The following is a 23423-nucleotide window of genomic DNA, read 5'->3' as shown; positions in this document are numbered from 1 at the left end:
TGCTCATGATTAAAAAACTCGCTGCGGCCTCCTGGTCGGACCGCATCTTCGATTTGGTTGTTTATCTGGCGATTACGGTGGTAACTGTTGCTACGCTGTACCCTTTTCTGAACGTGCTGGCGATCTCCTTCAATGACTCGACGGACAGCATCAAAGGCGGGATTACGATCTACCCCCGGGTGTTCACCTTCAAAAATTATGAGACGATCTTCGCCTTCTCCGGCCTGATTACCGGGTTCAAAATTTCGGTGCTGCGGACGATTATCGGGACTCTGCTCGGACTGGTCAGTGCCTCCATGCTGGCCTTCACCTTAAGCCGGGTGGACTTCCAGGCCCGCAAGTTCGTCTCTACCTTCCTGGCGCTGACGATGTATGTATCGGGAGGGCTGATCCCCTTTTACATTCTGATCAAAGATTTGCATATGATGGGCACCTTCGGCGTGTATGTTCTGCCCGGTCTGGTGAGCGCCTTCAATGTGTTCGTGATCCGCTCCTTCATCGACGGTCTGCCGTACGCTCTTCAGGAATCCGCCAAGCTGGACGGAGCCAATGACTTCACCATCTACTGGCGCGTCATTCTGCCGCTGACCAAGCCTGCGCTGGCAACCATCGCCCTGTTCCTGGCCGTCGGCCAGTGGAATGCGTGGATTGACACCTATCTGTATAACGGCTCGAAGGACTCGCTGACCACGCTGCAATTCGAGCTGATGAAGGTCATTCAGAGCACCACGACCAACGCGGATAATTTCCGCGGACGCAATATGACAGAGGTCATGGCCCAGATCTCCCCGGAATCGGTCAAAATGGCAATCACCATTGTCGTCACCGTTCCCATTCTGATTGTCTATCCGTTCCTGCAGCGCTATTTCGTCAAAGGCATGACGCTGGGTTCGGTTAAAAGCTAATCTGCTTAAGCGGTATCTTCAGGCTGACGCCTGTGAATACAATGTGATTTCACCAGACAAAGGGAGGGTTTCTATTCATGACAAGAAAGACGGCGAAACCGGTTGTGGCGCTGATGGTGCTGACCTTGCTGCTTAGTGTGCTGGCAGGCTGCGGCGGAGGCAATACTAACGGCAACAAGAATACGGCTGAGAATACCGGGGCCAAGGCTACGAACAGCGGCAATGCCACCGCAACGGCTGAAGCTACGGCGGCGGCTGAGGACTTAAGTCCCCTGACACTATCCTTCTTCGCGGAAGACCCTAATCCGAACTGGAACAATATGAAGGATGAGGTCAGCACTGTCATTACGCAAAAGACCGGCGTCACCCTCGATGCCGAATTCGCGGTCGGTGATCCGCAGCAGAAGATTGCTCTCATTGCAGCGGGCGGGGATTATCCCGACATTATCTCGGCTAAAGGCGACATCGGGAAGCTGGTGGACGCCGGCGCTGTAATTGACCTGACCGATCTCATTGATAAATATGCTCCTAATATTAAGCGGGTACTGGGTGACAATCTGGCCCGGGCCAAGTACACGAACGAAGACCAATCGATCTACGCGATCCCGACCTGGGCAGCGGTGGATGAGAAGAAATTCGTAGCGGGCGGCGGCTTCGAGCTGCAGCACCGGGTCGTGAAGGAAGCCGGATATCCGGAGATTAAGACCGTCAAGGATTATGAGAACGTCATTAAAGCTTACCTGGATAAGCACCCTACCGATGAGAACGGCAACAAGAACATCGGCGTCTCGCTGAATGCAGACGACTGGCATATGTACATTTCCGTAACCAACCCTGCGGTAGCAACTACCGGCGGCTCCGATGACGGTGAATATTACGTCGATCAGGAGACTCATGAAGCGATCTACCACTTCCGCCGTCCGGAAGAGAAGGAATATTTCCGCTGGCTGAACCACATGAACGATATCGGCCTGCTTGACAAGGAGAGCTTTGTGCAGAAATATGACCAGTACAAAGCCAAAGTAGCGACTGGACGCGTGCTTGGCCTGATTGACCAGGACTGGGACTACAATGACGCGCAGCAAGCCCTCAAAACAGCTGGCAAATTCGAACAGACCTATGGACATTATCCGGTCACTCTGACGGATGAATACAAGGAAACCAGCTTCTGGCCTACCGGCTTCATGGGCGGCTATGGCATCGCGATCTCCTCGACCAACCCCGATCCGGTGCGGACTATCAAGTTCCTGGATTTCCTGGCCTCCGATGAAGGTCAGATCTTGAACAACTGGGGAATTGAAGGCAAGCACTACAAAGTGGAGAACGGCAAACGCGTAGTTCCGCAGGAAGTCCAGGACCGCATTAATAACGACAATACCGCCTTCACGAAGGAAACGGGCATTGGCTTCTACTGGAACATGATGGTTCACTATGGTGACGGTGCCAAGGATTCCACGGGCAACTACTACACCAAGAACTTCCCTGAGCAGCTGGTGCTGGGCTATAGCGATGTTGAGAAAGAGACGCTGGCCGCTTACAAAGCTACGACCTGGAAGGATCTGTTCCCGAAAGAGGAAGAATTCAAGGAAAAAGCGTACGGCGCTGCCTGGAACATTGCTATCCCTGGTGAGGATGAAGTCTCCATCTTGGGTAATAAAATGAAGGATATTACGTGGAAACGCATCCCGCAGGCGATTCTGGCCAAACCGGCTGAATTCGATAAAATCTGGGATGATTATATGGCCGATCTGGAAAAAGCCGGCGTTAAGAAAATGGAAGCTGGCTATACCAAGTATGTGCAGGACCGTGTGGCGTTGTGGACCAGCAAATAAGCATTTCAGATAGCTTGAGCTAAAATGCACAGATCAAAGGAGTAGTCGCCACTGCGGAGATTTTGGACTTCCGGCCGCTGTTGTTTCCAAATTTCTTGATTTATGCCGCTCTAAGCGGTAGAAATCCGGAAACTGCTGATGCTTCCGAAGCGAGCTTTCCTGCGGAAAGCTTTCAGGCGGACGCTACGCTCCTACAGTTCCAAAATCTCCTCCGTCGCTCCCTCCTTTATCTGAAGATTTATAGTTCAACCTATATTCCATTGCAGAAGGGCACCCGTGCGGAATAGCACGGGTGTTGTTTACTGTGCTAGGATGCTGTAGGCGCTGGAACGATCGCAACTGCATTTTGTACAACGGAATGCTGTAAAAAAGGCTTTGAAATAGAATCTGTTGTATTCCATACAATGGAACGTTGAAAAAAGGCCATTTTTCATCCAAAACACAATATTCTACTGTATGAAATACATTAGACTCTCATTTTACGGTCAGCTATGCCTTTTCTATTGCAGGAAATACAATCTAACTATGCAGCTCGCGGTAAGTTTTGTTGATCATTTCGGTGTATATGGAAGAAGGGTATTCCTTCACCTGATCATAGGCGAATTGGGACAGCCGCAGTGCTTCCTCCTTCATGTCCCGGCGCATATAGATCTGTGCCCGGTAAGCATAAGCTGTCAACAGATTGCTGCGGTCAAGCGGGTGGTAGACCTGATCACCCGGCTCGGCCTTGGACAGGCAGATCAGCGCTTCATCGTCCTGGCCGAGATGAACCCAGGCGATGCCGCACATGAGCTGAACGCTTGGCGCGTACTGTTCATCCTCCTGCGGATACTGCTCCGCCAGCGCAAGAACCTTGCTGTATTCTCCCTTAGCTACCGCAAGTCTGATCTCTCCGATCACCACCAGCTTCAGCGAATCCTGAGATTCGCTGAATTCTGCGAATGCTCTGGCCTTCTTCAAGGCCTCCTCTGCCGCCAAGGTCTCTCCTTCGGTCAGCGCCAGAATCCCGAGCACCCGGTACAGATGATCCGTCATATAGTAGATTCCCTCTTCCCGCGACACCTGAAGCGCCGCTAATGCAGCTTCACGGCTTCCCGCATAATCCCCCAGGGCAGACAAGCTAATGCTCTCGGCATAATGAAGATCGATTTCAAAGATAAAATCATTCCCCACCTTGTTAGCCTCGTACTCCCTGCGGACCCGGCGGATCAGCTCCAGCCCTTCGGCATATCTGCTCTGTGCGAAATTCAGGGCATAGGAAATATACTGCACTTTCGCCCGTTCCACAAATAAGCCGAAGCGTTCATAGATCAGCGCTGCCCGCGCAAGCTCTGCTTCCCCGCCTCCGGCACCTGTATAGAAAAGGGAGCTTACATAGAACTCCAGCAGACGTGCAGCATCAATCGTCATCGGAAGCGTACGCTCCATGAGCGGCCGGAGCCGCTGGATGACCTCCCTGTAATTCTTCGCCTTGAACTCGGCCTCCATCTCCCGGACAAGCGGAGCCAGCTCAGCCTCCTCCTCGCCTTCGAGGAAGTAGCCCGGATCAACTCCCAGCCTGCCGGCCAGAACTTGCAGGCTGTTCATCGAGGGCAAGGCGCGTCCATTCTCGATTTGACTCAGCATGCTCTTAGTCATATGGTCTCCGGCGAGGTCCGTCTGCGTAAGTCCCTTAGACTTGCGCAATTGCTTGACTTTCTCTCCGATAGTTTGTTTGGTGGTCATTTGCTTGCCAACTTTCCGGGTAGCTTTTCTTTTCAGTATAGCTTACCTATACCCTAAGAGAAAGCTGGAATTACCCAAAAGTTAAATTATATTAAACTTTATGTTGCATTTCCGATCTTTCGCTCATACAATAAGTTTAATTAAATTTAACTTTCGACCAAGGGAGTGCTATTATGTCTCAAATAACATCCGCAACCCATGATAAGGCAGCGACTAACCGTAACATATTCCTCTTCTTCAGCAGCAAGCTGGCCTCAGTACTCGGCTCCAGTATGTACACCTTCGTAGCCGGTCTGTTCATTCTGAATGAGACTGGGTCAGGGAGCAGCTTCGCCGTTACACTGCTGTGCGGGCTGCTGCCCGGTATCCTGCTGTCCCCCTTCGCCGGTGTGCTCGCCGACAGAGTTAACCGCCGCAGGCTGCTGATCGGCTCGGACCTGGCCAGTGCCCTGATTATGTCCCTGGTCTTTCTGTTTGTCTCGCTGGAGGGAATGTCCCTATGGACTATCTATCTGTCGCTCATTCTATTATCTATCTGCTCTACCTTCTATAGTATCTCAGTCTCCTCCTCGATGATGATGCTTGTAGACAGCGGCTCCGTCCAGCGGGCCGGATCACTGAATCAGATTGCCGGATCGGCTGGCCACCTGCTGGCTCCGGTTCTCGCCGGTCTTCTGTATGCCTTCCTTCCCCTTCAGGATTTCATGCTGCTGAATGCGGCAGGCTTCACCGTTTCGACCGTGATGGGCTGCATGCTGAGATACAAGCCGATTCCACGGCTTCAAGCTGCCCTTGAACCTGCCGAAGCCGCAGACCCCCAGCCGCTCCGAGAACGTCTGGGCACTGCTGTTGACGGGGTCCGCACGAATCTGAAGGAAGGCTTCGCTTATGTGCTCCGCCGTCCGGTCCTCCGCTCCCTGATGGGGATTGTGTTCTGTATTAATTTCTTCATCGTCGCCCTGAATGTTGTGCTGCCCTACGTTGCAGTACAGACGCTCGGACTCTCCCCCAAGCAATATGGAGTCCTCGAAGCGATGCTGGCGGCAGGCGTACTTCTGATGTCGCTGCTGCTTGCTGTACTTCCCCAGAGCAAGAGTCCGGTGAAGCCGATCCTCGGAGGATTAAGCGCACTGGGAGTATTATTCCTCGCGCTGGCGGTGCCTCTGCTGCTTGATTTCTCCCCGAATGCCACCTTCCTTCTCTTCCTGCCGCTGCTGGTCCTCATCGGCGTCATGATTATGGTTATTAACATTCCGATTCAGGTTTATCTGCAGCAGACTACCCAGGAAGAGTACCGAGGACGCGTATTCGGTCTGGTAGAGGGCATCGCCGGTTCCATCGCTCCCCTCGGAATGCTGCTCTATGGAGTCCTCCTCGACCGGCTTCCCGGCTCGCTCATTCTGCTCGTCTCCGGTGCAGCTATTCTGGCGGTTACCCTCGCCGGACGGAGAGGCTTGCTCAGCAGCGGTGCTGCAGAGCAGCAGAACGGTCAGGGGAAGACGGAGCAGGCGGGAGCCTGAATGTCTGAATTGACCATAGCTGGGAAGCTGTCCAATTGATACGCTTAACGCAGCAGAATTCATTCAAGGAGGCTGAACGCAATATGTACGCGCACCACAGACAGACGCTGGGGAAGCTGGCGGAGAAGATGGAGCAAGACCCTTCTTGTCTGGCGGCAATCACCAGCGGATCAGTATCCAAGGGAACTGCCAGCGAGACCTCGGATGTGGATGTCCATCTGGTCTTCACCGATGAAGCCTATGCGGAATATGAGCGGAACGACAAGCTCTCCTATGTGGACCGCGAAGTCAGCACCTATGAGGGCGGATATGCCGATATCAAGGTAATCAACCGCCGGTTTCTGGAGCTTGCCGCCCGCCGTGGCAATGAGCCGACGAGGTATGCTTTTACCGGTGCAGAGGTGCTATTCTCCAGAATCCCGGATCTGGGTGAGCTGGTGGCCCGGATTCCCGTCTATCCTGAGGAGAACCGCGAGCGCAATTTGCGGGACTTCTGCGCCCAGATCTATCTATACGGGCTGTATTTCGCCAAGGAAGCGGGCAAAAAAAATGACGCCTACCTGCTCGCTCATACGGCGGGCCAACTGATTTTTTTCAGCGGGCGGATGATTCTGGCGTATAACCGGCTGCTTTTTCCAAGCCACAAAGGGCTGCTGGATGCCGCCAGTGCTGCAGAAGCCCAGCCGAAGAATTTCCGTAAGCTGGCAACAGAGCTCCTGCAATCGCCCAGCGCAGATAAGAGTGTGCGCTTCGCCGCGAAGATGCTGGCTTTCTATAATCATGGCTTGTCCTTTGAGCAGGCACTCGGGATCTATGTGCTGAACAACGAGCGTGCCTGGTTAGAGAATTCCCCTTCCTTGCCGGACCGCTAATAGAGGCACTTATTTCATCATTCGGCTTACTTATGGGAACCCTCCAGCGGGGTGGATTCAAACAAAGCAGTTGGATTTCCTCCACTTAAAATCCCCTAAACGTTTCACCTTTGGACAATAAATGGATTTTCTCCATGTAATTTCACTACTTTCCTCCAAAGCTCCGAATTCCGCCAGATTAAGTGTTGTTTATCCAACTGCTTCACCGTTTGCATGACTTCGCGCCGGAATAGTTGGAGTTTTTCCATTTAAAGATACTACCAGCAGGTCCAGCGGACGGATATATAGTGGAACAGCAAACAGCGGCCCCCACAAAGGGAGTCGCTGTTTGCTATTCCTGGAATTTGCAGCTGTCAATGGCCTCACTTTGCAGGCATTACCGCTATAGTGGAAGCACCTCAGAAACCCGGCACCGCTGCGCCTCGGCCATGATCCGGGCTTGCAGCTGCACCCGTTCCCAGGTAGCGTCCAGGCCCTCGGCCTGTTGCCCGCTCATGATTGCCGCAAAAGCCTCCAGCTGGCCCACATAATAGTTCAGCGGTGCGAATTCCCATAGGGTAGTGCGGTTGTCCGGCAGATCATGCCGGATTTTAAGCTTGTAGAACCCCTTGACCGGCCGGAAGAAATCCGGGACGCTCAGCACGGTATGGTCGAAATACAGGGTGTGCGAGGCCCGGAATGGCAGCTCGAAGGAAGTGAGGCACTCGGCCCTCAGCCCGCTCTTGTATTGCAGTGCCGCCTGAAAGGTCCAGTCGCAGCCATCCGGCCCGTCAAAAGCCGACTGCGCCAATATCTCCTCCGGCTGAAGACAGGCAAGGGTCTGCACGAACTGCAGCCAATAGCAGCCCAGATCGGCAAAAGCGCCGCCACCCTTCGCCTTGACACTCCGGTAATTCCCGGCATGCCCGTTCTTGGCAGGAACGGAGATCCGGGTGCTGATCCTGCGCAGCGCGCCGAATTCGCCAGAATCGACGATGCCCTTCATCGCCTTCTGCCAGGGGTGACAGGCAATCATCAGCCCCTCGGTGAGCTTCGGGGCGGCAGGGTGATTCTTCGCCAGCCTTAACTGCTCCGCTTCTTCGGGATGGAGACAGATCGGCTTTTCCACCAAGACATGCTTGCCCGCATTCAAGGCCCGGATCGCCCACTGCGCATGAAGCTCGTTGCTGAGCGCAATATACACCCCATCCAGTTCGTCTAGCTCCAGCAGCTCATCCAGACTGCCTGCCACATAGGGAATCTGGTACGCCTCAGCCATGGCCTCCGCTTTCGCCAAGGTACGGTTGGCAATCGCCGTAATTTTCACCTTATCCACCATCCGTGCCGGCTCCAGCATCGCTGGAACAGCAATATTCGAGGCGCCCAGAATGCCGAGCTTATAGCTTGGCACCTCTGCCACACTGCTCATACCTGAGCCAGCGCAGCATAGGTGTTCAAGTACAGCACATTACATTTGGAGCAGGCGGGGGACAAGCCTTCATCCAGAATCCGCCGCAGCCGGTCATAACGCGTAGAATTCCATATGTCTGTCAGCGTCTGCTCCTTCACATTGCCAATAGCCAGCTCGCCAAAAAATTTACACGCACTCACCATCCCGTTCGGGGCAATATCCACCCGGGTGCTGAGCGCCAGACATTTGGAGGTGCTGCGGGACGCCATCGGCTTCCCGGCCACGAAATCCTCAATCTCATCAAAGTCCAGACCCGGCTGATAGCGGATTCGGGTATTATTCCAGGTATTGCTGTTAATCCGCCGCAGGTCATCGGTCAGTCTGGTGATATTCTCCGGCTTGATATGGTATTTGAACGCGTGCCAGCTGCTCCGGTGATCCGGCGGAAGCTCGGCCAGCCACTGGAAGTGTTCATCGTAGAAGCGGTCCATCGCAAGACTGGTGTCTTCCGAGATATACCAGGGGAAGCAGAGCAGGACCAGATCCACACCCTTCTCTTCAAAAAATTCCACCAGCTCGTACAATCTGCCGATCATATTATCATTGATGACATTGTGCACAGAGATCCGGCCGCGGAAGCGGCCTTGCTCGCGCAGCTCCAGCAGCCGTTCAACACTTTGGACCACCTTGTTGAAGGACCCTTTGCCGCGCAGGAAATCATGCTCATCCTCGAAGCCCTCAATCGGAATCAGCAGCTCCAGATTGTCGGAGATCGCGCACAACTCCTCCTCAAACTTCGGAATCATATAGGCATTGGTACAGATGGTCGTGTCCCGGGGATGCTCCTTGAGCAGCTCCAGAATCTCTTTAGCCTGCCGGTGAAACAGCGGCTCCCCTCCCCATAAATACAGGCGGGACTGCGCTTCATCCGTCTCCTCCAGCAGCCGCTTGATCATCCCCAGATCCATATCCAGGTTCTGCTCGGCGGTATCCATATCATGATGGTAGCCGTCTTCATTCCACTGATAGCAATGCTTGCAGCGGAGATTGCAGCGGTTGGTCAGCTTCAGTGACATAATCTCCGGCATCACTGTCTTGAAGCCGGGATCATGCTTGCGTTCCCTGTGCGGGACCACCACATTCTTGATCGTACGTTTCAATGCCTCGAAGGACTGCTCGTCCAGGCTCACTCTGCTGGTTGGCTGCATTAGCTTCTCCCTCCTGCTGCGGATAATTGTCCGGCATAGCTTGACGCATAGTCCGGGTATTGGCCTCTGGCGGCTCTTAGGTTATCCGCCAGCTTGCGCAGTACATCATCATCATATCCCGAAGCGGCCCACTCCCCATATGTGATGCCGTAACCAAGCCCGACCCACAGATCACTGTTGATCTTCTCATGCGGGCCGAAGGGGTCAAGCAGCACCAGCGGTGTACCCGAAGCCAGCGAATCAATCAAAGCGCCGCCGCCCGGCTTGCTGATGACTGCGGATGCCTGCCGGATGACTCCGAACATCCCCTCCCCATAACTCTGGCAGGGCGGGAAATGACCAGTCCGGTTACCGGTTACCTCTGCAAACGGCGGGAAGGTATACTGTCCGTTGCCATCCTTCGTCCAGGTGCGCCACTGCGGATCATTCATGTAATAACGTCTTCCATGGATAGCCTCGCCAATCTCCTGAATGCTGTAAGCGGCGATATCCAGCTCGTACCCCGCCGACTCCAGCGCGTCGAACTTCTCACGGAAGGTTCCGATTCCCCAGCCGCCCCCATGAACGACTAACCGCCCGTTCCTCGCCGCAGCAGACAGTGCTTCCCCAGATCCGGCATCGATACTGCACAGAATCTCCTGCTTCCCCGAATCATACAGGCTTACTTCATGATAGCCTTCCGCGTAATCCGGCTTCAGTCTGCGCAGATTCTTCCACGATGGCGACAGGTCGGCGTCAATATACAGCAGCTCAGCATAGACGCTCACCCCCGTCAGCTCACGGTACTGGTCCATGACATGCACCCAGTGCCCGGATAAGACGATGAAGTGCTGCCGTTCCTCCTGCTTCCATTGCTGCAGCAGTTGTTCAACGGCTGCGGGATCAAGGCTGCTTCTTATATCGGACGGTATTTTCTGTGAGGTCAGGGCTACGGCAAAGCTCTGCTGGTAAGCCCTGCGGCTGTTGTCTGTCTGTTCTTTTTTGCGCTCAGGCATTAAGGTCTCAAACACCTCAATCTCCGCCTGGAGGCCCAGCGCGGTTAACTTGCGTTCCAGCAGCAGACCTGGGACATAGAAGCCCAGGCCAAAGCCTGAGCATAGAATCGTCACGGTGTTATTCATTGGAGGGTTCCTTTCTTTATCGCAGGATAGTATAGCCTGTGCGCATGAGAGACTCGTCCAGCGTATGGATGAGCTTATGCTTGCTGTCTTCACTCCGGTAAGTCAGGGCCGCATACAGCTTGCCCTTCGTGGAACCGGCAGCACGGGAGAGGTCCAGCGGCTGGAGTGCGCTTGAGGTCAAGGGCATCACCCCTTCCCCCTTCTCCAGCGAGAATAAACTCCCCGACTCCTCCATCCGCTCCAGCAGCTCCTCATAATGAACCTTGCCCATAGCCGCCAGCGGCACCTGTATCAGGCAGGTGTGCATGCCCTCCTGCTTGAACCGGCGGTCGACATGATGCTTAATCAGACTCATCGACTTGCGGGCATTGATCTCTACCAGAGGCGCCAGGCTTCCGTCACGCAGCAGCATCGAATCGACACATACCTCGCCGTAATATCCGTCAGAGTACAGCTCCCGGCCTATGCTGTTCATAGTCTCCCAGTAGGCTTCTTTATCCAGCTTGTCCAGCAGAGACGGCTGCGGAGAGTGGGATTCTCCAAAGGCGAAGCCCTGGTTCACCAGCTGCTGAACTGACAACAGGGTGATCCGGCCTTCCGGATCAATCTGAAACTGGCAGGAGAAGTCTGTCTCCCGGTCCAGCAGCGGCTCGAGGACAAACCGGATTCTTTTCCCCTGATTGCGGCTCGACTCCAGATGCCCGGCCATCCGGCGCAGCATACGCTCGGAATCCACCAGCTGATTCCCTTTACCGGATACCCCATACTCGTCCTTGATCAGAAAAGCTCCTTTCTCCAGCAGCGCTTGTCCCGATTGCAGCAGCTCCTCCATACTGTGGACCACTACCGCAATATTCGGCAGCCCCAGCCTGTCCCGCATCGCCGTAGAATAGCTCTTGGTATTCACTGCCCGTACAATCTCTTCATTAGGCAACGTGGGCAAAAGCTTGTACCGGCTAACCGCCTCCTGCGTCCCTGGAAGCACGGCAAAGGGCTCCAGCAACGCTCCTTCCGGTATTAAGCGGTCCGGTTCCTGTCCGGCGTCCATCCGGCTCAGCAGTTCAAATACATTCAGCGCCGTCTGTGCGGGAACAGACTCCTCTGCCTCCAGACTGAGCGTATCCATATTGGTGCTGAATGCATAACCAAGCGATTGCAGATAGTCATATTGGGCCCGGTTCATCCCCTGGCGGGTTAAGAGAACATCGCCGCTCCCGCAAAAGACAAACAGCATTTCATCCATCGCCTGCACGATAGCCAGCGCCTTCGCATCGGGAATGGCCGGCAAGGAGGCCAGATCCTCCTCCCGCCAGTACCGCTCCGACTCCAGGCTGCCGCAGTGCACAGCGTTCCTCATTGAACGGCAAGCCCGGCGACATAAGCGGAGAACCGGTCCACTGATTTCAGGTGCTCCAGATCAAAGGTGTCAAAATCCACCTCTATATTGAATTCATCCTCGACTCTCAGAATAAAATTAATGATCTGCAGGGAGTCAAGTGCGGCGTCCAGGGTCAGATCAGAAGCTCCGCTGAGCGTCTGAAGCAAGCCTGGTTCCTCCTTGATTTCGGCGATAATCTCAATGACTTTCTGCTGCATGTGTCTACCCCTTTCAGGTTGCATAATTGGAATGAATAGGATGAATATACCAAATTTTAAGTTGTTAATATATGGTTGAATGCGCCAAATTATTGAGATATACTAGGGTGGATTCCAGTCATCCAACATAAGGAAGCAGGAAACGGAGGTTTGTTTATGGAAGCTTTTCCGGTATTCACGGGGGATTATTTATTCGACTCCTGTTCACCCGTACAGATGCTCCTGACTCAAAAAACGTTCACTTCCGTTCGTCATCAGCACGACTTCGTAGAGCTGGCCTACGTGGTTCAAGGGACAGGCATTCATCTGGCTGGTGAGGATAAAATGCAGGTAACGCAGGGGGATGTGATAGTGATTCCGCCGGGGATATCCCATGTCTTTCATCCGCAGGATCTGAGCGGTACCGAGCCGCTGCTGATCCTGAATTGTATGGTCAGGCCCGGACTTGACAAGGTGCTTAGAGAGCTGCCCGGGCCCTTGTCCGAAGAGGTTCTCTTGCCGCTGCTGAAGCTTTTGGAGGTGCGGCAATGGTTCGGATACAGGGAGAAGAACAAGGAAATCCTCTTTCTGCTCGGGCGGCTGCACGCGATGCTAAACCCTGGCCTGCCCATAGATGAGCAGCGGCTATACCCGCCTCTGCTTGAGCTGGCGAAACTGATTATGCCCGCTGCAGACCTTCCCTTCTCCGAACGCCCGGGGACTCAGTATGACCCGCTGCATGATGTCCTCTTATATATGATCAGTAACTATAGTGAGCGGATCACACTGAATGAGATGAGCCGCCAGCTTGCGATGAGCTCCCGCCAGTTCCAGCGGTTGCTCAAGAATAAGACCGGCAGGTCCTACATCCAGATCTTCCAGGAAATCCGGATGAAATACAGCTGCCTCCTGCTCTTGTTCACCAAGCTTGGCGTACAGTCCGTAGCCCTTGAGGTCGGCATTTACGACATGAAATATTTCTACCGGCTCTTCCGCGAATTCAGCGGCATGACTCCAGCTTCTTATCGCGACCGGCTGCACAGCCACTTCTGCTCGGCAAAGGAGATGATGAGCAGTGTTGAACATTGCTCCTGTTAAGAGTACCCCATACCCTAAGCTGCGCAGCTGTATTGATGACTGCATCCAGTCTGTAGCGCAGTGGCAGGGACTGGACAGCAAAGGCATGTACGGCGATGCCTGGCAGATGTACCTGGATGAGCCGCAAGCCCCGGATCAGCCGCTGATTGAACGGATACGTCTGCCCCGGATCAATACCGGCTATTTGTCTGCATACCATGGCCTTACCTTCAGTTATATCGAACGGACTGAACCGGCAATGGATAGAAGCTACATGCTTGACTTGCTGGAGAATCAGCTGTCCTCAGGCATGCCGGTTCTGGTCGGCTTCGATTCGTATGACTGTCCCTGGTGTGTGGCCTACCGTATGCTGCATACGAGTCATGCCTGTCTTGCAGTAGGTCTGGACCGGGAGAAGAACCTGATCTATCTGACAGATGCTTACTATGGAAGGGACCTTGAGGCGGTGGATTTCAGCATCCTTGAAGGGGCCTGTCATTTCTATGCCTTATTCGGGCGGTGCGAAACCTCCCGCTCCTGCTCAGATTGGCAGACGATTCTTCAAGAGGTGCTTACCAGCCCAGCCCCGCAGATTCGTCCGGATCAGGTGGGCGTCCAGCTCAGAGCGTATGCCCAGGCCTATCTGGAGACCGGGATACAGCCTGATAACTCACCTGAAGCCAGTTCAGCCTTCAAAATCTATGCCAACGCCCTGCCGATCAGCCGAATCCGGTTCAGCCAGTTCCTGCAGCTGCTGGAGCGCGAAGGTCCGGCGCCTGCTCTCTCCCGGGCGGCCGAAGGCTACCGTCAGGCAGCCGAGAAGTGGGATCTGGTGAATCAGTTCATGATCAAGGGGATGTGCTCGGGCAACAAGTCCCCCGCGCGGGTGAAGCTTCACAGGAATATGTGTGAGATCATCCGCCGGGAGGAGCAGCTTCTGGAGGAGCTGGCAGATTTGGCGATGGCTACTCAGCCTAGCAGATAGATCCTCTACTATACAGAACAAACAGAGCAGCGGCCCCCAACCGGGAACCGCTGCTCTGCTCTTGTTAACCTAACTATCCTGTTATCCTGCTATTTGCGCACCGAGAGGACGAACCGTTCCAGCGCGCTTATATCCGTAATGCTCTGATTACAGTCTTGACTATCCATACATACGTACTGGCCCACGGAAGCAAAATTATCTGCCGCCGCCAGCTCCGGCTTGGTCTTGACGGTCAGGAAGCCAAGCTCCTGCTGCCGGTTGCAGAACAGGCAGTAGCCCTTCTTGTGCAACGGCAGCATCCGGCCTTCCACACCAATGAACTGCCCTTCATGCGGGTAGACGATGAACAGCTTGTTTGTTGCGATGTCCACCCAGGCCAGATACGTGACATAGCGGAAATCAAATGACTGCAGGTCAGGCAGCTTCATTTTTTTATTCTTGGGAAAGAGCTTCTGAATCTGCTTCAGCGTAATCGGCGGAAACGGCTCCAGATAAGGCTCCAGCCCGCTGGTATACTGCTGGAAGTCCTCAGCCTTCTCGAAGGTGGAGATCGCCCGCAGCATCTGCTGCTGATCGGCGGTCAGTGAAGCAAAGGCCCCCGTCACGTTGAGCTCGGCGCTGTATCTTACGGTCTCCAGGACACGGCGGTCCGCTACCGACCGCAATGTTTTCAGCACAAAATCCGCTTGTTTCTTAATGTAATTATATTGATGGTTTCTAATAAATGTTGGTTTCACAGCTCTTCAGCCCCTTATTATGTTTGATTACAGCAATAAGGTGCAGAGCCTGCGATTAGAAACGATAATATCTGTTTGGGCGATCAAGATTGTTCTGCCGCACCCCACGCAAAGTATCGCCCCGGATCAGGCTCTGCATGAGGACTCCCTAGCTAACGAGCAATTCGTTGCCATCCGTGTAACCCCCTATCCAACTAACCTGTCAAAAGTATAGCAGGAAATTACGGACGGAACAATTCCATTTCCCTGCCTGATCCTCAAGGTACTATGATATGACAGGTGTGCACAGCATAGGCCCGGTGGTAAAATAATGTGGTGTGCATCAGCGTTACAGCAGTGAGGAGGAAGGTCCGGTATGGACATTCATACATACGAACCGCTTGTGCCGAACATTGTGCTGTTCGTGGACCGCAGGTCTTTTGCAGAGTGGGAGATTGTCAGCAGCCCTATCGATTTCCATGATCTGACGTTCATTGTGGAAGGCAAAGCGGTCTATTACATTAACGGGGAGCGGTTCCCGGTGGAAGCCGGTGATATTCTCTATGTCCCTTCCGGCAGTATCCGGGAAGCCCATACGTTCGCAGAGGCACCTATGCATTCCTATGCGTTCAACTTCTTCTGGGAAGGAGCGGACAATCCGGTGCATCTGCCGTTCGCGGCCGTAACCAAGGGCTGGATGACCAAAGAAATCCTGGAGGATATCAGGGAATTCTCGCATATCTGGATGAGCTCCCAGCCGCTCTACAGGATGAAGGCCCGGGCGATTTTTCAGCTGATTATCTATCGTCTGCTTAACATCGCCTATCATCAGGAGGCACCGCTGCTTGATCCGCGAATCCATAAGGTAATGGCTTATATCATGGATCACTATGCGGAGGAGGTTACGATCAGGGATCTGGCGGAAGGCATCGGACTGAGTCCGGTCTATCTCGGCAAGCTGTTCAAGCAGAATACCGGGTACACCTGCAAGGAATTCCTGAACAAGGTCCGGGTGAATAACGCCGAAATGATTCTGTCTGCGGGAGGCTTCAATGTATCGGAGGTGGCTGAGCATTGCGGGTATCATGATGTGGCGTATTTCAGCAATGTGTTCAAGAGCCTGAAGGGATATCCGCCGTCATCGGCTCTGAAGGGATGACGGCGGCATGGTAGAGCTATTGTATAACAGGAGTGCCCGGTTTATTTAATAATCATAACGCCCCAAGCATCAAGTGTAAGTTCTTCATCCTGCGCTACCGGATTCCCGGATAACAGCTCCTGACCAGCCTCATGCGGATATTGGAAGCTGAGCGGCTGGGCTGAGTAGTTATAGTAGTAACGGATAGTGCGGCCCTGGCGGTTCACGCCGGACTTCACGATGAGCGGGAACGACAGCCGCTGGTCCGCTCCCCATAACCCGGCCATCCGGAGCGTATCGCGCAGGATCTCTGCAAGTGCGGCAGGTCCGGTCATACAACCGATGTAGGTGGCTGTCCCTTCGCCGAAGGTATTACGGGTGACGGCAGCATATTCGCCCCACTGTTGATGATCGTAGCTGGCCAGCACCTCCGCTGAACCGGGAACGATCATCTCCATCCAAGTGCGGACGGTATGAACGCCTGCTTCCGATCCCTCAGGGAACAGCTTGCCGGTAAGTCCCGTAACCGCATTCGGCGTGGCAAAATGACTGTAAGCAATCCCGCAGGCCTCATGAATGATCCCAGGCTGCGCCGTATGACGTACCTTCACCTGTTCATCGGTGAACCCGCTCTTGAAGGAATAGACTACATGGCCGCCGCTGCGGACATACGCATTCAATTGTTGAAGCGCCTCATCCGAGACAGCGTATAACGCAGGAACCACAACCAGCTCATACTCGCTGAGACGGGGACTTCCCGGCTGGATGAAATCGCAGGCGATGTTCATTTTATAGAGCTCATCATACATCCAGCGGACTACATCATTATAGATCAAACCGCCGGGCAGCTTGAACCATTCGATCGCTGACAGTGCTTCATTACTGACCATAACGGCCACCTTGCTGGTCTTCTTCAGTCCGATCAGCTGATCGCTTAACCGCTTGAAGTCCGCGCCGATGGTCTGGGCTTCCTTATATACCGGATTCGGCAGGAAGTCATGGCTGAGCAGCCCCTTCCAGTAGGTCTCGAAGGAGTTATGAATAGAATGCCAATGCCAGTAAGCGACCATCGAAGCCCCTGAGCCCAGATGGCTGAATGCCAGCTGCCGCAGCTGTCCCGGATACGGCGTCCACTCCGGGAACGCTTGCGCCTGGGTCTCCAGCACGAAGTAGTTATCCTGCTTCAGCGAGCGGGTCATATCTCCTCCGAAGGCAATCTCTGCACCTGTAAGCTGATCCTGGGACGGGTGATAAATATCTGTACCTGCAATGTCAAAGGGCTGCGAAGCCGCAAAATGATCCACCGAAGGCTGAACGCCGAATGAATACCCCCGCCACTCGAAATCGAAATTATGGGTGGTGAATTGCCCCGGCTGCTTATACTCATTCACGATTCCGACCTGCCACGCCAGGAACTCATTCACCAGTCCACGCTGGAACCGGGCGAATTCCGCCCCCAAGCTGCCGTTGATCGTCCCCACCATGGACGGGAAGTCCTCCCAGCTGTCGATCCGGTTACTCCAGTAATCCAGACCGAACTGGTGGTTGATGGCTTCGAGCGTTCCGTAGGTCTCCCTCATGTATTTGACGAATCTAAGCTGGACGTTCGTTCCGGCTGTCTCATAATGCTTGGTCTCATTATCGATCTGGTAGCCGATGACTGCCGGATGCTTATGTACCACAGCCATCAGCTTGCGGATGATCCGCTCCGAGTAGAACAGATACGCCGGACTAGTGATATCCATAATCTGTCTGGCACCATATTTGCCTTCCCCGTTCACAGTCACGGCCAGCACCTCCGGGTGCTCCTTGACCATCCAGGCCGGGACCGCATAGGTAGGTGTTCCCACAATGACATGAATTCCGGCCTCATGCATCGCATCCAGCACTCTCTGTACAGAAGAGAAGTCGAATACTCCGTTCTGCGGCTCATGCGTGCTCCAGGTGGACTCGGCAATCCGGACAGTATTAATACCCGCATCCTTCATCATTTGGATGTCCTGCGTAAGACGGTCATAAGGCATATATTCATCATAATAAGCAACGCCGTATAACAAGTGATCCATTATAATCCTCCTAAGAGTTTTGTAGCATACACATCCTGAATTTCTTCGCAAAACTGGCTTCGGAAGCATACGCTAACCGTTTTGATAGCTTAGTTTAGCCTTTTACCGCACCTGCCGTCACGCCCTTGGTAATCTGTTCATTGAAAATGGCGTAGATGACAATGGCCGGGATCGATGTCAGCACCATGACCGCAAATTGTGAGCCGTAGTCTGAGGAATACTGGCCGGCGAAGTTCATGACCGAGAAGGGCAGCGTCTTCAGCGCATCTTTACTGAGGAAGGTCGATGCCATAATGAATTCATTCCAGCAGTTCAGGAACGTTGTAACGATGACCGTAACCAGTGCAGGGGCGGTAAGCGGTGCAATGATCTGAAAGACAATCCGGTAAATATTCGCGCCGTCTACTACAGCGGACTCTTCCATTGCTCGGGGAATGCTCCGCATGAAGCCTGTCAGGATGAAGGTTCCCAGAGGTACAGACACTGCGGTGTATGGCAGAATCAGCCCTAGATAGGAATTCGTCAAGCCCAGCGCCTTGAAGATGGCAAAGTTAGGCAAAAGAGTTGCATGAATCGGAATCATAATCCCCAGCAGGATAATGGTGAAGAAGATGGGGCGCAGCTTCCACTGCATACGGGTAAAGGCATAGCCCAGCGTAAGGGACAGAATCACTGTTAACAGAATGGTTACCGAGGTAACGAAGGCACTGTTAATGAAATAGCGCAGGAATTTACCGTCCACCCAGGCATTAATATAGTTCTGCCACTGGGGATCGCTCGGCCATTTCAGAACGCTCGAGGAGTAGAACTCATTGCTGCTTAAGAATGAGAAATCAATCAGCCAGATGAGCGGGAACAGCTGGACCAGGGCGACGATCAGGAAGAACACCCATAGTATGGTTTTTGTGCTTTTTGTCATGGTGATTCCTCCTTAGAATTCCGTCGCATCACTGCGGGTCAGTTTGTTGCTGAGATAGGTGGCAAGCAGGCAGACAATGATGAACAGAATCGAGATGGCGTTGGCATAACCATATTGGCTGGCTGAGAACGCCTTGTTATAGAGATACACGGCCAGGAATTGGGTGGAATCGCCGGGACCGCCGTTAGTGGTCAGGAACACGGTTTCCATCTGTTTCAAGGCGGTAATCATAGCCAAAGTAATCTGCACCGTAATAACCGGTGACAGCAGCGGAACTGTAATCCGCCAGTGCAATCGGAAGCCGGAGGCTCCGTCCAGTGAAGCGGCTTCATACAAATCATCGGGAATGCCTTTGAGTCCTGCATAATAGAACAGCAATCCCCATCCGAAGCCGGCCCAGATCAGGATGAACAGCATGGAGATCAGCGCGGTGCTGCTATCCCCCAGCCAGGCATGCTTTAGCATTCCAAGCCCCAGGGAATCGAGCATTTTGTTGAAGGCGCCGAAGGTAGGGTCCAGCAGGGACAGCCACATTTTTGAAATAACGACTACAGAAATGACGCATGGGATGAAGAAAATCGTTCTGAACCACTTCTCTGCCTTACCGCCCAGACGGTCCAGCATAATGGCAAAAAAGATGGCAATCGGATGTTGGATCAGGATAAAGCCCAAACCGAGCAGTACAGCATTTCTAAGTGCCAGCCAGAACCGTGAATCGTGGAACAGCAGCTCTGTATAGTTGGCGAATCCGATGAATGCCGAGGGCGTTCCCGGAGACAGGGTGTCTCTGAACGAGTAATACGCGCTGAGTACAATCGGCACGAGAAAGGTCAGGGCGAACAGGAGAATCCCCGGAAAGACGAACAGAAAGATTGCCATTTTGTTGTTAAATACTTTTTGCATGGAACTCCAACTCCATCCTTAAGATTAGAGAGGGGCAAGAATGCTTCCCGCCCCGTCTCCTTTCACTCTCTATAGTGGTGATCTATGATCTGTGTTTGTGATCTGTTATTGTGTTTCCGCAGCCTTTTGAAGATCGGCCAGCAGCTGCTCAGGTGTTGATCCGCCGGCGAAGAACTTGCCGAAGGCATTCTGTGCATCATCCTTGAACTTAGGTGTACCGGAGTCAAGGGCGATAGAACCCGCTGTGCTTGTAGCCCCTGTCAGAACCTCAGTCAATTGCTTCTGCAGTTCGCTCTCTTTGCCGCTAAGCTCATATTTCTGTGCCGGTACAGCCGCTCCGGTATCCCATACAATCTTGGCCCATTGATCGGCGGACATCATATAGTCGAAGAACTTCTTGGCTTCTTCAGGATGCTTCGAGCTGCTCACCAGTGAATATCCGCCGCCGTTCCAGGCCAGAAGATCGGTGTCCTTGCCTTTGCCGCCTTCGACAACCGGGAATTTCAGTACATTCACATTGTTGCGGAAGTCTTCCGGCAGCTTGTCATTCGTTGCCATCCCTGCTTCCCAAGAGCCCATGTACCACATAGCAGCCCGTCCTTGCGTGAACAGGTTCTGGGAAGCGCCGTAGTCCGCTGTCATGAACGATTCCTGGAACAGTTTGGTGTCTCTGGCCTGGGCCAGCAGCTCAGCAGCTTTGGTGAAATTCTCGTCGCCAGTGAAATTCTTCTTCTTCGCTACCGCATCCAGCATCAGGTTCTGATCACCGGTGAGGCGTACGACAAGGTCCTGGAAGAAGGCCGCGAAGCTCCACAGATCCTTACCGTTCATCGACATCGGCTCAATGCCTTTGGCGCGGAACTGCTTGCCCGCTTCCAGCAACTCGGCATAGGTGGTAGGAATCTTGATGCCGTTGTCATCGAACAGCTTTTTGTTATAATAGATCACTTCATAGTCACTGTTGCGGGGCAAGCCATACAGCTTATCATTGAAGGTAAAAGATTTGTACACGCCCGGCAGGAATTTATAAGTATCGCCTTCGTATTCCTTAGGGTCCAGCTCTTTCACATAGCCGGCTTGTACCAGCGTATTCAGCTCTGCTCCGCCGTGAACCATGGTCACATCCAATGCTTCGTTGGAGGCCATGTACGCCTTCAGCTTGTTTTTGAACGGCTCCTCGGCGAGGGTCTCGATATCGATCTTCACATTGGGGTTCGCTTTGATATAGTTGTCGATTACCATTTGCTCTGCCAGCCCCTGGCCGGATTTACGGTCAGGAAGGTTCGAGAACAGACGCAGCGTCACTTCCTTGTCGGTAGAGCCAGTTGTACCGCCGTTCGTGCTGCTGCCTGCATTATTGTTCTTGTCATTACCGCCTCCGCATGCGCTAAGCACCGAGACTGCCGCAAGGGCCGTAACCAGCAGTATATTACGTGTGGATTTTGAATTCATAACCATGTCAATTCCCCCTATTTGTTATGGATCGTGGGTTGCTTTCTTTGTTTCTGAACACATCGTACCAGAGCACCAGAGTCAGGGTCAGTAGAGAAAAAGAGAGTAATGTTGAAAATTGTCGACTTCGTTTGTCAGCTCCCTTGTGTATATTCGGCATTGCGCATAAGATAAAAAACAAAAAGGTTAGTGATCCTGTGCTGCGCTACTACTTGAATATGAACCTGCGATACAAGATAACCATACTGATCTTCCTGCTGATTACCGGGGTGGCCTGCACGCTGGGCGCTTATTCCTATAAGATCTCCAAGCAGCAGATTATCAATAAGGTGAGCAACTCCAACCAGAGTGTGCTCAAGCAGATTGACAGTAATCTCGCCCGTATGCAAAAGACATTAGCCGACTGGGTCACGGTATTCAGCCTGGCTCCAGTCGTTCAGGACACTCTGCGGAGCAATACCCCGGATTCGGCGAAGATCGAAAACCAGCTCTATAACGGACCCACCGCGTCGATCATGAACCAGATGCTGGTGACCGGAAGCTTCGACTATCTGGCTCTGTACGGCAGCTTGTCCGAGCCGCTGTTTCAGGTTGCTACCGATGACAGCAGCGGTGCGTATAGTTTGAGCAAAATTACCTCAAATGATACTTATAAACAGACCGTTGCCTTGAATGGTGCCTCCTACTGGTTCCCGCTGACGGAAGGGAACAATGTATTCATTCAGAGCAACCGTAATGACAAGCTCGGCATGACCCGGATTATCCGTGATATTGTGAACGGGAACCGGATCGGCTTTGTGTTCGTCGGCATTAATCTGGAGACGATCCGCAGAACCTATCTGACGAATCTGTATGACAAGGATCACGGCATCCTCATTCTAAGTGAACGGGGTGCCCAGCTTCTGTCGGCAGGCAAAGAGACCTATAGCCCCGAAGCGGTAGGGTTCGTGATGAAGCAGGCGAAGGCCGGCATCCGCTCCGGCAACACCATCGTCAGCCTGGAGGGTAAGGATACGCTGCTGAATTACAACATCAACCAGGATGGCTGGATCACCCTGTACAGTGTTCCGCTCCGCTCGCTGACTGGGGAGCTTAATTCCATCAAATCGGCAGTGCTCATCATGGTATTAGCCAGCCTGGTGCTTAGTATCCCTCTGCTCATGTTCTTCTCCTCCTTCCTGACAGCGCCGATCAAGACGCTGCTGCTGTCCATGCGCCGCTTCCAGAACGGGCAGTTCGAGGAGAAGGTGGAGATCAAATATTGGGATGAGATCGGCCAGCTGAGCCGGGGCTACAATAATATGGTCGGTAACATCAAGGCACTTGTGGACGATGCCTATCTGCTGAAGCTGAAGGAGCAGGAAGCGGAGCTGAAGGCGCTGCAATCCCAGATTAACCCCCATTTTCTCTACAACATGCTCGACACGATCTTCTGGGAAGCGGAGGCGGCAGGGCAGGACAAGATCAGCGAGATGGTCATCAACCTCTCCCGTCTGTTCCGGTTAAGTCTGAACCAAGGCAAGAGCTTCACCAGCGTAGCCAAGGAAAAAGAGCTGATTGAGCTGTATCTGTCGCTCCAGAAGATGCGGTTCCAGGAATCTCTCGAGTATATAATCGACATTCCTGAGGAACTGTACGCCTATGTCATCCTGAAGCTCAGCCTGCAGCCGTTCATTGAGAACGCGCTGATCCACGGCATTGAACGCAAGCGCGGCGGCGGACGAATAAGCATCAGCGGACAGCGGACCGGAGATCAGCTGACGTTCGTGATTGAGGATAACGGGGGCGGGATGAGCAGCGAGACGCTGCAAAAGATTCTTGCCATGCCTGACGAGACAGATGTGTACACTGCCCGGGATGTCGGCGGCTATGCAGTGCAGAACGTACAGGCACGGCTGAAGCATTTTTATAAAGGTGACTATGCCTTGAATTATACCAGTGTTCCCGGAGAGGGCACGCGCGTGGAGATCGTAGTTCCGGTGATTGTAAATGACATGCAAGAATAGACACAGACGGGCG

19 protein-coding genes are annotated in these 23423 nt (G+C 53.4%); 8 read left to right on the top strand and 11 right to left on the bottom strand.

Features of this window, described 5'->3' with window-relative positions; genetic code table 11:
• Nucleotides 1–5: 5 nt before the first annotated feature.
• Nucleotides 6–905 carry a carbohydrate ABC transporter permease gene (locus MKX42_RS11500; protein WP_051478569.1) on the top strand — a complete coding sequence of 300 codons (900 nt, stop codon included), beginning with the start codon at nucleotides 6–8 and terminating at the stop codon, nucleotides 903–905.
• 77 nt (nucleotides 906–982) lie between these two features.
• Complete coding sequence (locus tag MKX42_RS11495) at nucleotides 983–2737, top strand: ABC transporter substrate-binding protein (protein ID WP_340752617.1); 1755 nt, start codon at nucleotides 983–985, stop codon at nucleotides 2735–2737.
• A 519-nt stretch (nucleotides 2738–3256) separates the two neighbouring features.
• Here MKX42_RS11495 and MKX42_RS11490 read toward each other — a convergent pair.
• Nucleotides 3257–4462, bottom strand: a complete 1206-nt coding sequence (locus tag MKX42_RS11490) for a helix-turn-helix domain-containing protein (protein WP_340752616.1) — start codon at nucleotides 4460–4462, stop codon at nucleotides 3257–3259.
• 173 nt (nucleotides 4463–4635) lie between these two features.
• Between MKX42_RS11490 and MKX42_RS11485 the strand changes: the two genes are divergently transcribed.
• Nucleotides 4636–5982 (top strand): MFS transporter, encoded by a 1347-nt coding sequence (locus tag MKX42_RS11485; protein ID WP_340752615.1) that lies wholly within the window; start codon nucleotides 4636–4638, stop codon nucleotides 5980–5982.
• A gap of 35 nt (nucleotides 5983–6017) precedes the next feature.
• Nucleotides 6018–6854 carry a nucleotidyltransferase domain-containing protein gene (locus MKX42_RS11480; RefSeq protein WP_340752614.1) on the top strand — a complete coding sequence of 279 codons (837 nt, stop codon included), beginning with the start codon at nucleotides 6018–6020 and terminating at the stop codon, nucleotides 6852–6854.
• Nucleotides 6855–7236: 382 nt separating this feature from the next.
• Here MKX42_RS11480 and MKX42_RS11475 read toward each other — a convergent pair whose 3' ends face one another.
• The 5 genes from MKX42_RS11475 to MKX42_RS11455 are packed head-to-tail and all read right to left on the bottom strand — an operon-like array spanning nucleotide 7237 to nucleotide 12169.
• Complete coding sequence (locus MKX42_RS11475) at nucleotides 7237–8262, bottom strand: Gfo/Idh/MocA family protein (RefSeq protein ID WP_340752612.1); 1026 nt, start codon at nucleotides 8260–8262, stop codon at nucleotides 7237–7239.
• Nucleotides 8259–9452 (bottom strand): radical SAM/SPASM domain-containing protein, encoded by a 1194-nt coding sequence (locus MKX42_RS11470; protein WP_340752611.1) that lies wholly within the window; start codon nucleotides 9450–9452, stop codon nucleotides 8259–8261. Before MKX42_RS11470 ends, MKX42_RS11475 begins: the two co-directional genes overlap by 4 nt.
• On the bottom strand, nucleotides 9452–10573 hold the full coding sequence (locus tag MKX42_RS11465) for a UDP-glucuronosyltransferase (protein WP_340752610.1): 1122 nt from the start codon (nucleotides 10571–10573) through the stop codon (nucleotides 9452–9454). Before MKX42_RS11465 ends, MKX42_RS11470 begins: the two co-directional genes overlap by 1 nt.
• Nucleotides 10574–10589: 16 nt before the next feature.
• A complete protein-coding gene (locus MKX42_RS11460) occupies nucleotides 10590–11930 on the bottom strand; it encodes a hypothetical protein (protein WP_340752609.1) in 1341 nt (446 codons plus the stop codon).
• Nucleotides 11927–12169, bottom strand: coding sequence for an acyl carrier protein (locus MKX42_RS11455; protein WP_340752608.1), 243 nt, complete (start codon nucleotides 12167–12169; stop codon nucleotides 11927–11929). Before MKX42_RS11455 ends, MKX42_RS11460 begins: the two co-directional genes overlap by 4 nt.
• Before the next feature lie 156 nt (nucleotides 12170–12325).
• Between MKX42_RS11455 and MKX42_RS11450 the strand changes: the two genes are divergently transcribed.
• Together MKX42_RS11450 and MKX42_RS11445 are read left to right on the top strand one after the other, a co-directional pair.
• Nucleotides 12326–13246 carry an AraC family transcriptional regulator gene (locus MKX42_RS11450; RefSeq protein ID WP_340752607.1) on the top strand — a complete coding sequence of 307 codons (921 nt, stop codon included), beginning with the start codon at nucleotides 12326–12328 and terminating at the stop codon, nucleotides 13244–13246.
• Nucleotides 13224–14210 carry a hypothetical protein gene (locus MKX42_RS11445; protein WP_340752606.1) on the top strand — a complete coding sequence of 329 codons (987 nt, stop codon included), beginning with the start codon at nucleotides 13224–13226 and terminating at the stop codon, nucleotides 14208–14210. Before MKX42_RS11450 ends, MKX42_RS11445 begins: the two co-directional genes overlap by 23 nt.
• Before the next feature lie 89 nt (nucleotides 14211–14299).
• Here MKX42_RS11445 and MKX42_RS11440 read toward each other — a convergent pair whose 3' ends face one another.
• Nucleotides 14300–14947, bottom strand: coding sequence for a FusB/FusC family EF-G-binding protein (locus MKX42_RS11440; protein WP_340752605.1), 648 nt, complete (start codon nucleotides 14945–14947; stop codon nucleotides 14300–14302).
• Nucleotides 14948–15302: 355 nt separating this feature from the next.
• Between MKX42_RS11440 and MKX42_RS11435 the strand changes: the two genes are divergently transcribed.
• Nucleotides 15303–16085: a helix-turn-helix transcriptional regulator gene (locus tag MKX42_RS11435; RefSeq protein WP_340752604.1), complete on the top strand. Its 783-nt coding sequence runs from the start codon at nucleotides 15303–15305 to the stop codon at nucleotides 16083–16085.
• A 41-nt stretch (nucleotides 16086–16126) separates the two neighbouring features.
• Here MKX42_RS11435 and MKX42_RS11430 read toward each other — a convergent pair whose 3' ends face one another.
• The 4 genes from MKX42_RS11430 to MKX42_RS11415 all read right to left on the bottom strand — a co-directional run bounded on the left by MKX42_RS11430 (nucleotide 16127) and on the right by MKX42_RS11415 (nucleotide 21410).
• Nucleotides 16127–18130 (bottom strand): beta-galactosidase, encoded by a 2004-nt coding sequence (locus tag MKX42_RS11430; protein ID WP_340752602.1) that lies wholly within the window; start codon nucleotides 18128–18130, stop codon nucleotides 16127–16129.
• A gap of 94 nt (nucleotides 18131–18224) precedes the next feature.
• Nucleotides 18225–19049 (bottom strand): carbohydrate ABC transporter permease, encoded by an 825-nt coding sequence (locus MKX42_RS11425; protein WP_340752601.1) that lies wholly within the window; start codon nucleotides 19047–19049, stop codon nucleotides 18225–18227.
• 12 nt (nucleotides 19050–19061) lie between these two features.
• Nucleotides 19062–19952 carry a carbohydrate ABC transporter permease gene (locus tag MKX42_RS11420; protein ID WP_340752600.1) on the bottom strand — a complete coding sequence of 297 codons (891 nt, stop codon included), beginning with the start codon at nucleotides 19950–19952 and terminating at the stop codon, nucleotides 19062–19064.
• Nucleotides 19953–20057: 105 nt separating this feature from the next.
• Nucleotides 20058–21410: an ABC transporter substrate-binding protein gene (locus MKX42_RS11415; RefSeq protein ID WP_340752599.1), complete on the bottom strand. Its 1353-nt coding sequence runs from the start codon at nucleotides 21408–21410 to the stop codon at nucleotides 20058–20060.
• A gap of 191 nt (nucleotides 21411–21601) precedes the next feature.
• Here MKX42_RS11415 and MKX42_RS11410 point away from each other — a divergent pair, with 191 nt between their 5' ends.
• Nucleotides 21602–23410 (top strand): sensor histidine kinase, encoded by a 1809-nt coding sequence (locus MKX42_RS11410; protein WP_340752598.1) that lies wholly within the window; start codon nucleotides 21602–21604, stop codon nucleotides 23408–23410.
• The last annotated feature ends 13 nt before the right edge of the window (nucleotides 23411–23423 follow it).

Origin of the sequence: Paenibacillus sp. FSL R7-0204 (genome assembly GCF_038002225.1) — a bacterium.
Taxonomy (GTDB): domain Bacteria; phylum Bacillota; class Bacilli; order Paenibacillales; family Paenibacillaceae; genus Paenibacillus_AQ.
Note: the sequence above shows the minus strand (reverse complement) of the source record. Positions and strands in the feature narration are given on the sequence as shown.

Excerpts from the sequence above, each read along its gene's own strand:
- MKX42_RS11470 (WP_340752611.1), bottom strand. The coding sequence starts at position 9,452 with ATGCAGCCAACCAGCAGAGTGAGCCTGGACGAGCAGTCCTTCGAGGCA.
- MKX42_RS11500 (WP_051478569.1), top strand. The coding sequence starts at position 6 with ATGATTAAAAAACTCGCTGCGGCCTCCTGGTCGGACCGCATCTTCGAT.
- MKX42_RS11490 (WP_340752616.1), bottom strand. The coding sequence starts at position 4,462 with ATGACCACCAAACAAACTATCGGAGAGAAAGTCAAGCAATTGCGCAAG.
- MKX42_RS11450 (WP_340752607.1), top strand. The coding sequence starts at position 12,326 with ATGGAAGCTTTTCCGGTATTCACGGGGGATTATTTATTCGACTCCTGT.
- MKX42_RS11425 (WP_340752601.1), bottom strand. The coding sequence starts at position 19,049 with ATGACAAAAAGCACAAAAACCATACTATGGGTGTTCTTCCTGATCGTC.
- MKX42_RS11430 (WP_340752602.1), bottom strand. The coding sequence starts at position 18,130 with ATGGATCACTTGTTATACGGCGTTGCTTATTATGATGAATATATGCCT.
- MKX42_RS11485 (WP_340752615.1), top strand. The coding sequence starts at position 4,636 with ATGTCTCAAATAACATCCGCAACCCATGATAAGGCAGCGACTAACCGT.
- MKX42_RS11465 (WP_340752610.1), bottom strand. The coding sequence starts at position 10,573 with ATGAATAACACCGTGACGATTCTATGCTCAGGCTTTGGCCTGGGCTTC.
- MKX42_RS11475 (WP_340752612.1), bottom strand. The coding sequence starts at position 8,262 with ATGAGCAGTGTGGCAGAGGTGCCAAGCTATAAGCTCGGCATTCTGGGC.
- MKX42_RS11460 (WP_340752609.1), bottom strand. The coding sequence starts at position 11,930 with ATGAGGAACGCTGTGCACTGCGGCAGCCTGGAGTCGGAGCGGTACTGG.
- MKX42_RS11495 (WP_340752617.1), top strand. The coding sequence starts at position 983 with ATGACAAGAAAGACGGCGAAACCGGTTGTGGCGCTGATGGTGCTGACC.
- MKX42_RS11415 (WP_340752599.1), bottom strand. The coding sequence starts at position 21,410 with ATGGTTATGAATTCAAAATCCACACGTAATATACTGCTGGTTACGGCC.
- MKX42_RS11435 (WP_340752604.1), top strand. The coding sequence starts at position 15,303 with ATGGACATTCATACATACGAACCGCTTGTGCCGAACATTGTGCTGTTC.
- MKX42_RS11455 (WP_340752608.1), bottom strand. The coding sequence starts at position 12,169 with ATGCAGCAGAAAGTCATTGAGATTATCGCCGAAATCAAGGAGGAACCA.
- MKX42_RS11420 (WP_340752600.1), bottom strand. The coding sequence starts at position 19,952 with ATGCAAAAAGTATTTAACAACAAAATGGCAATCTTTCTGTTCGTCTTT.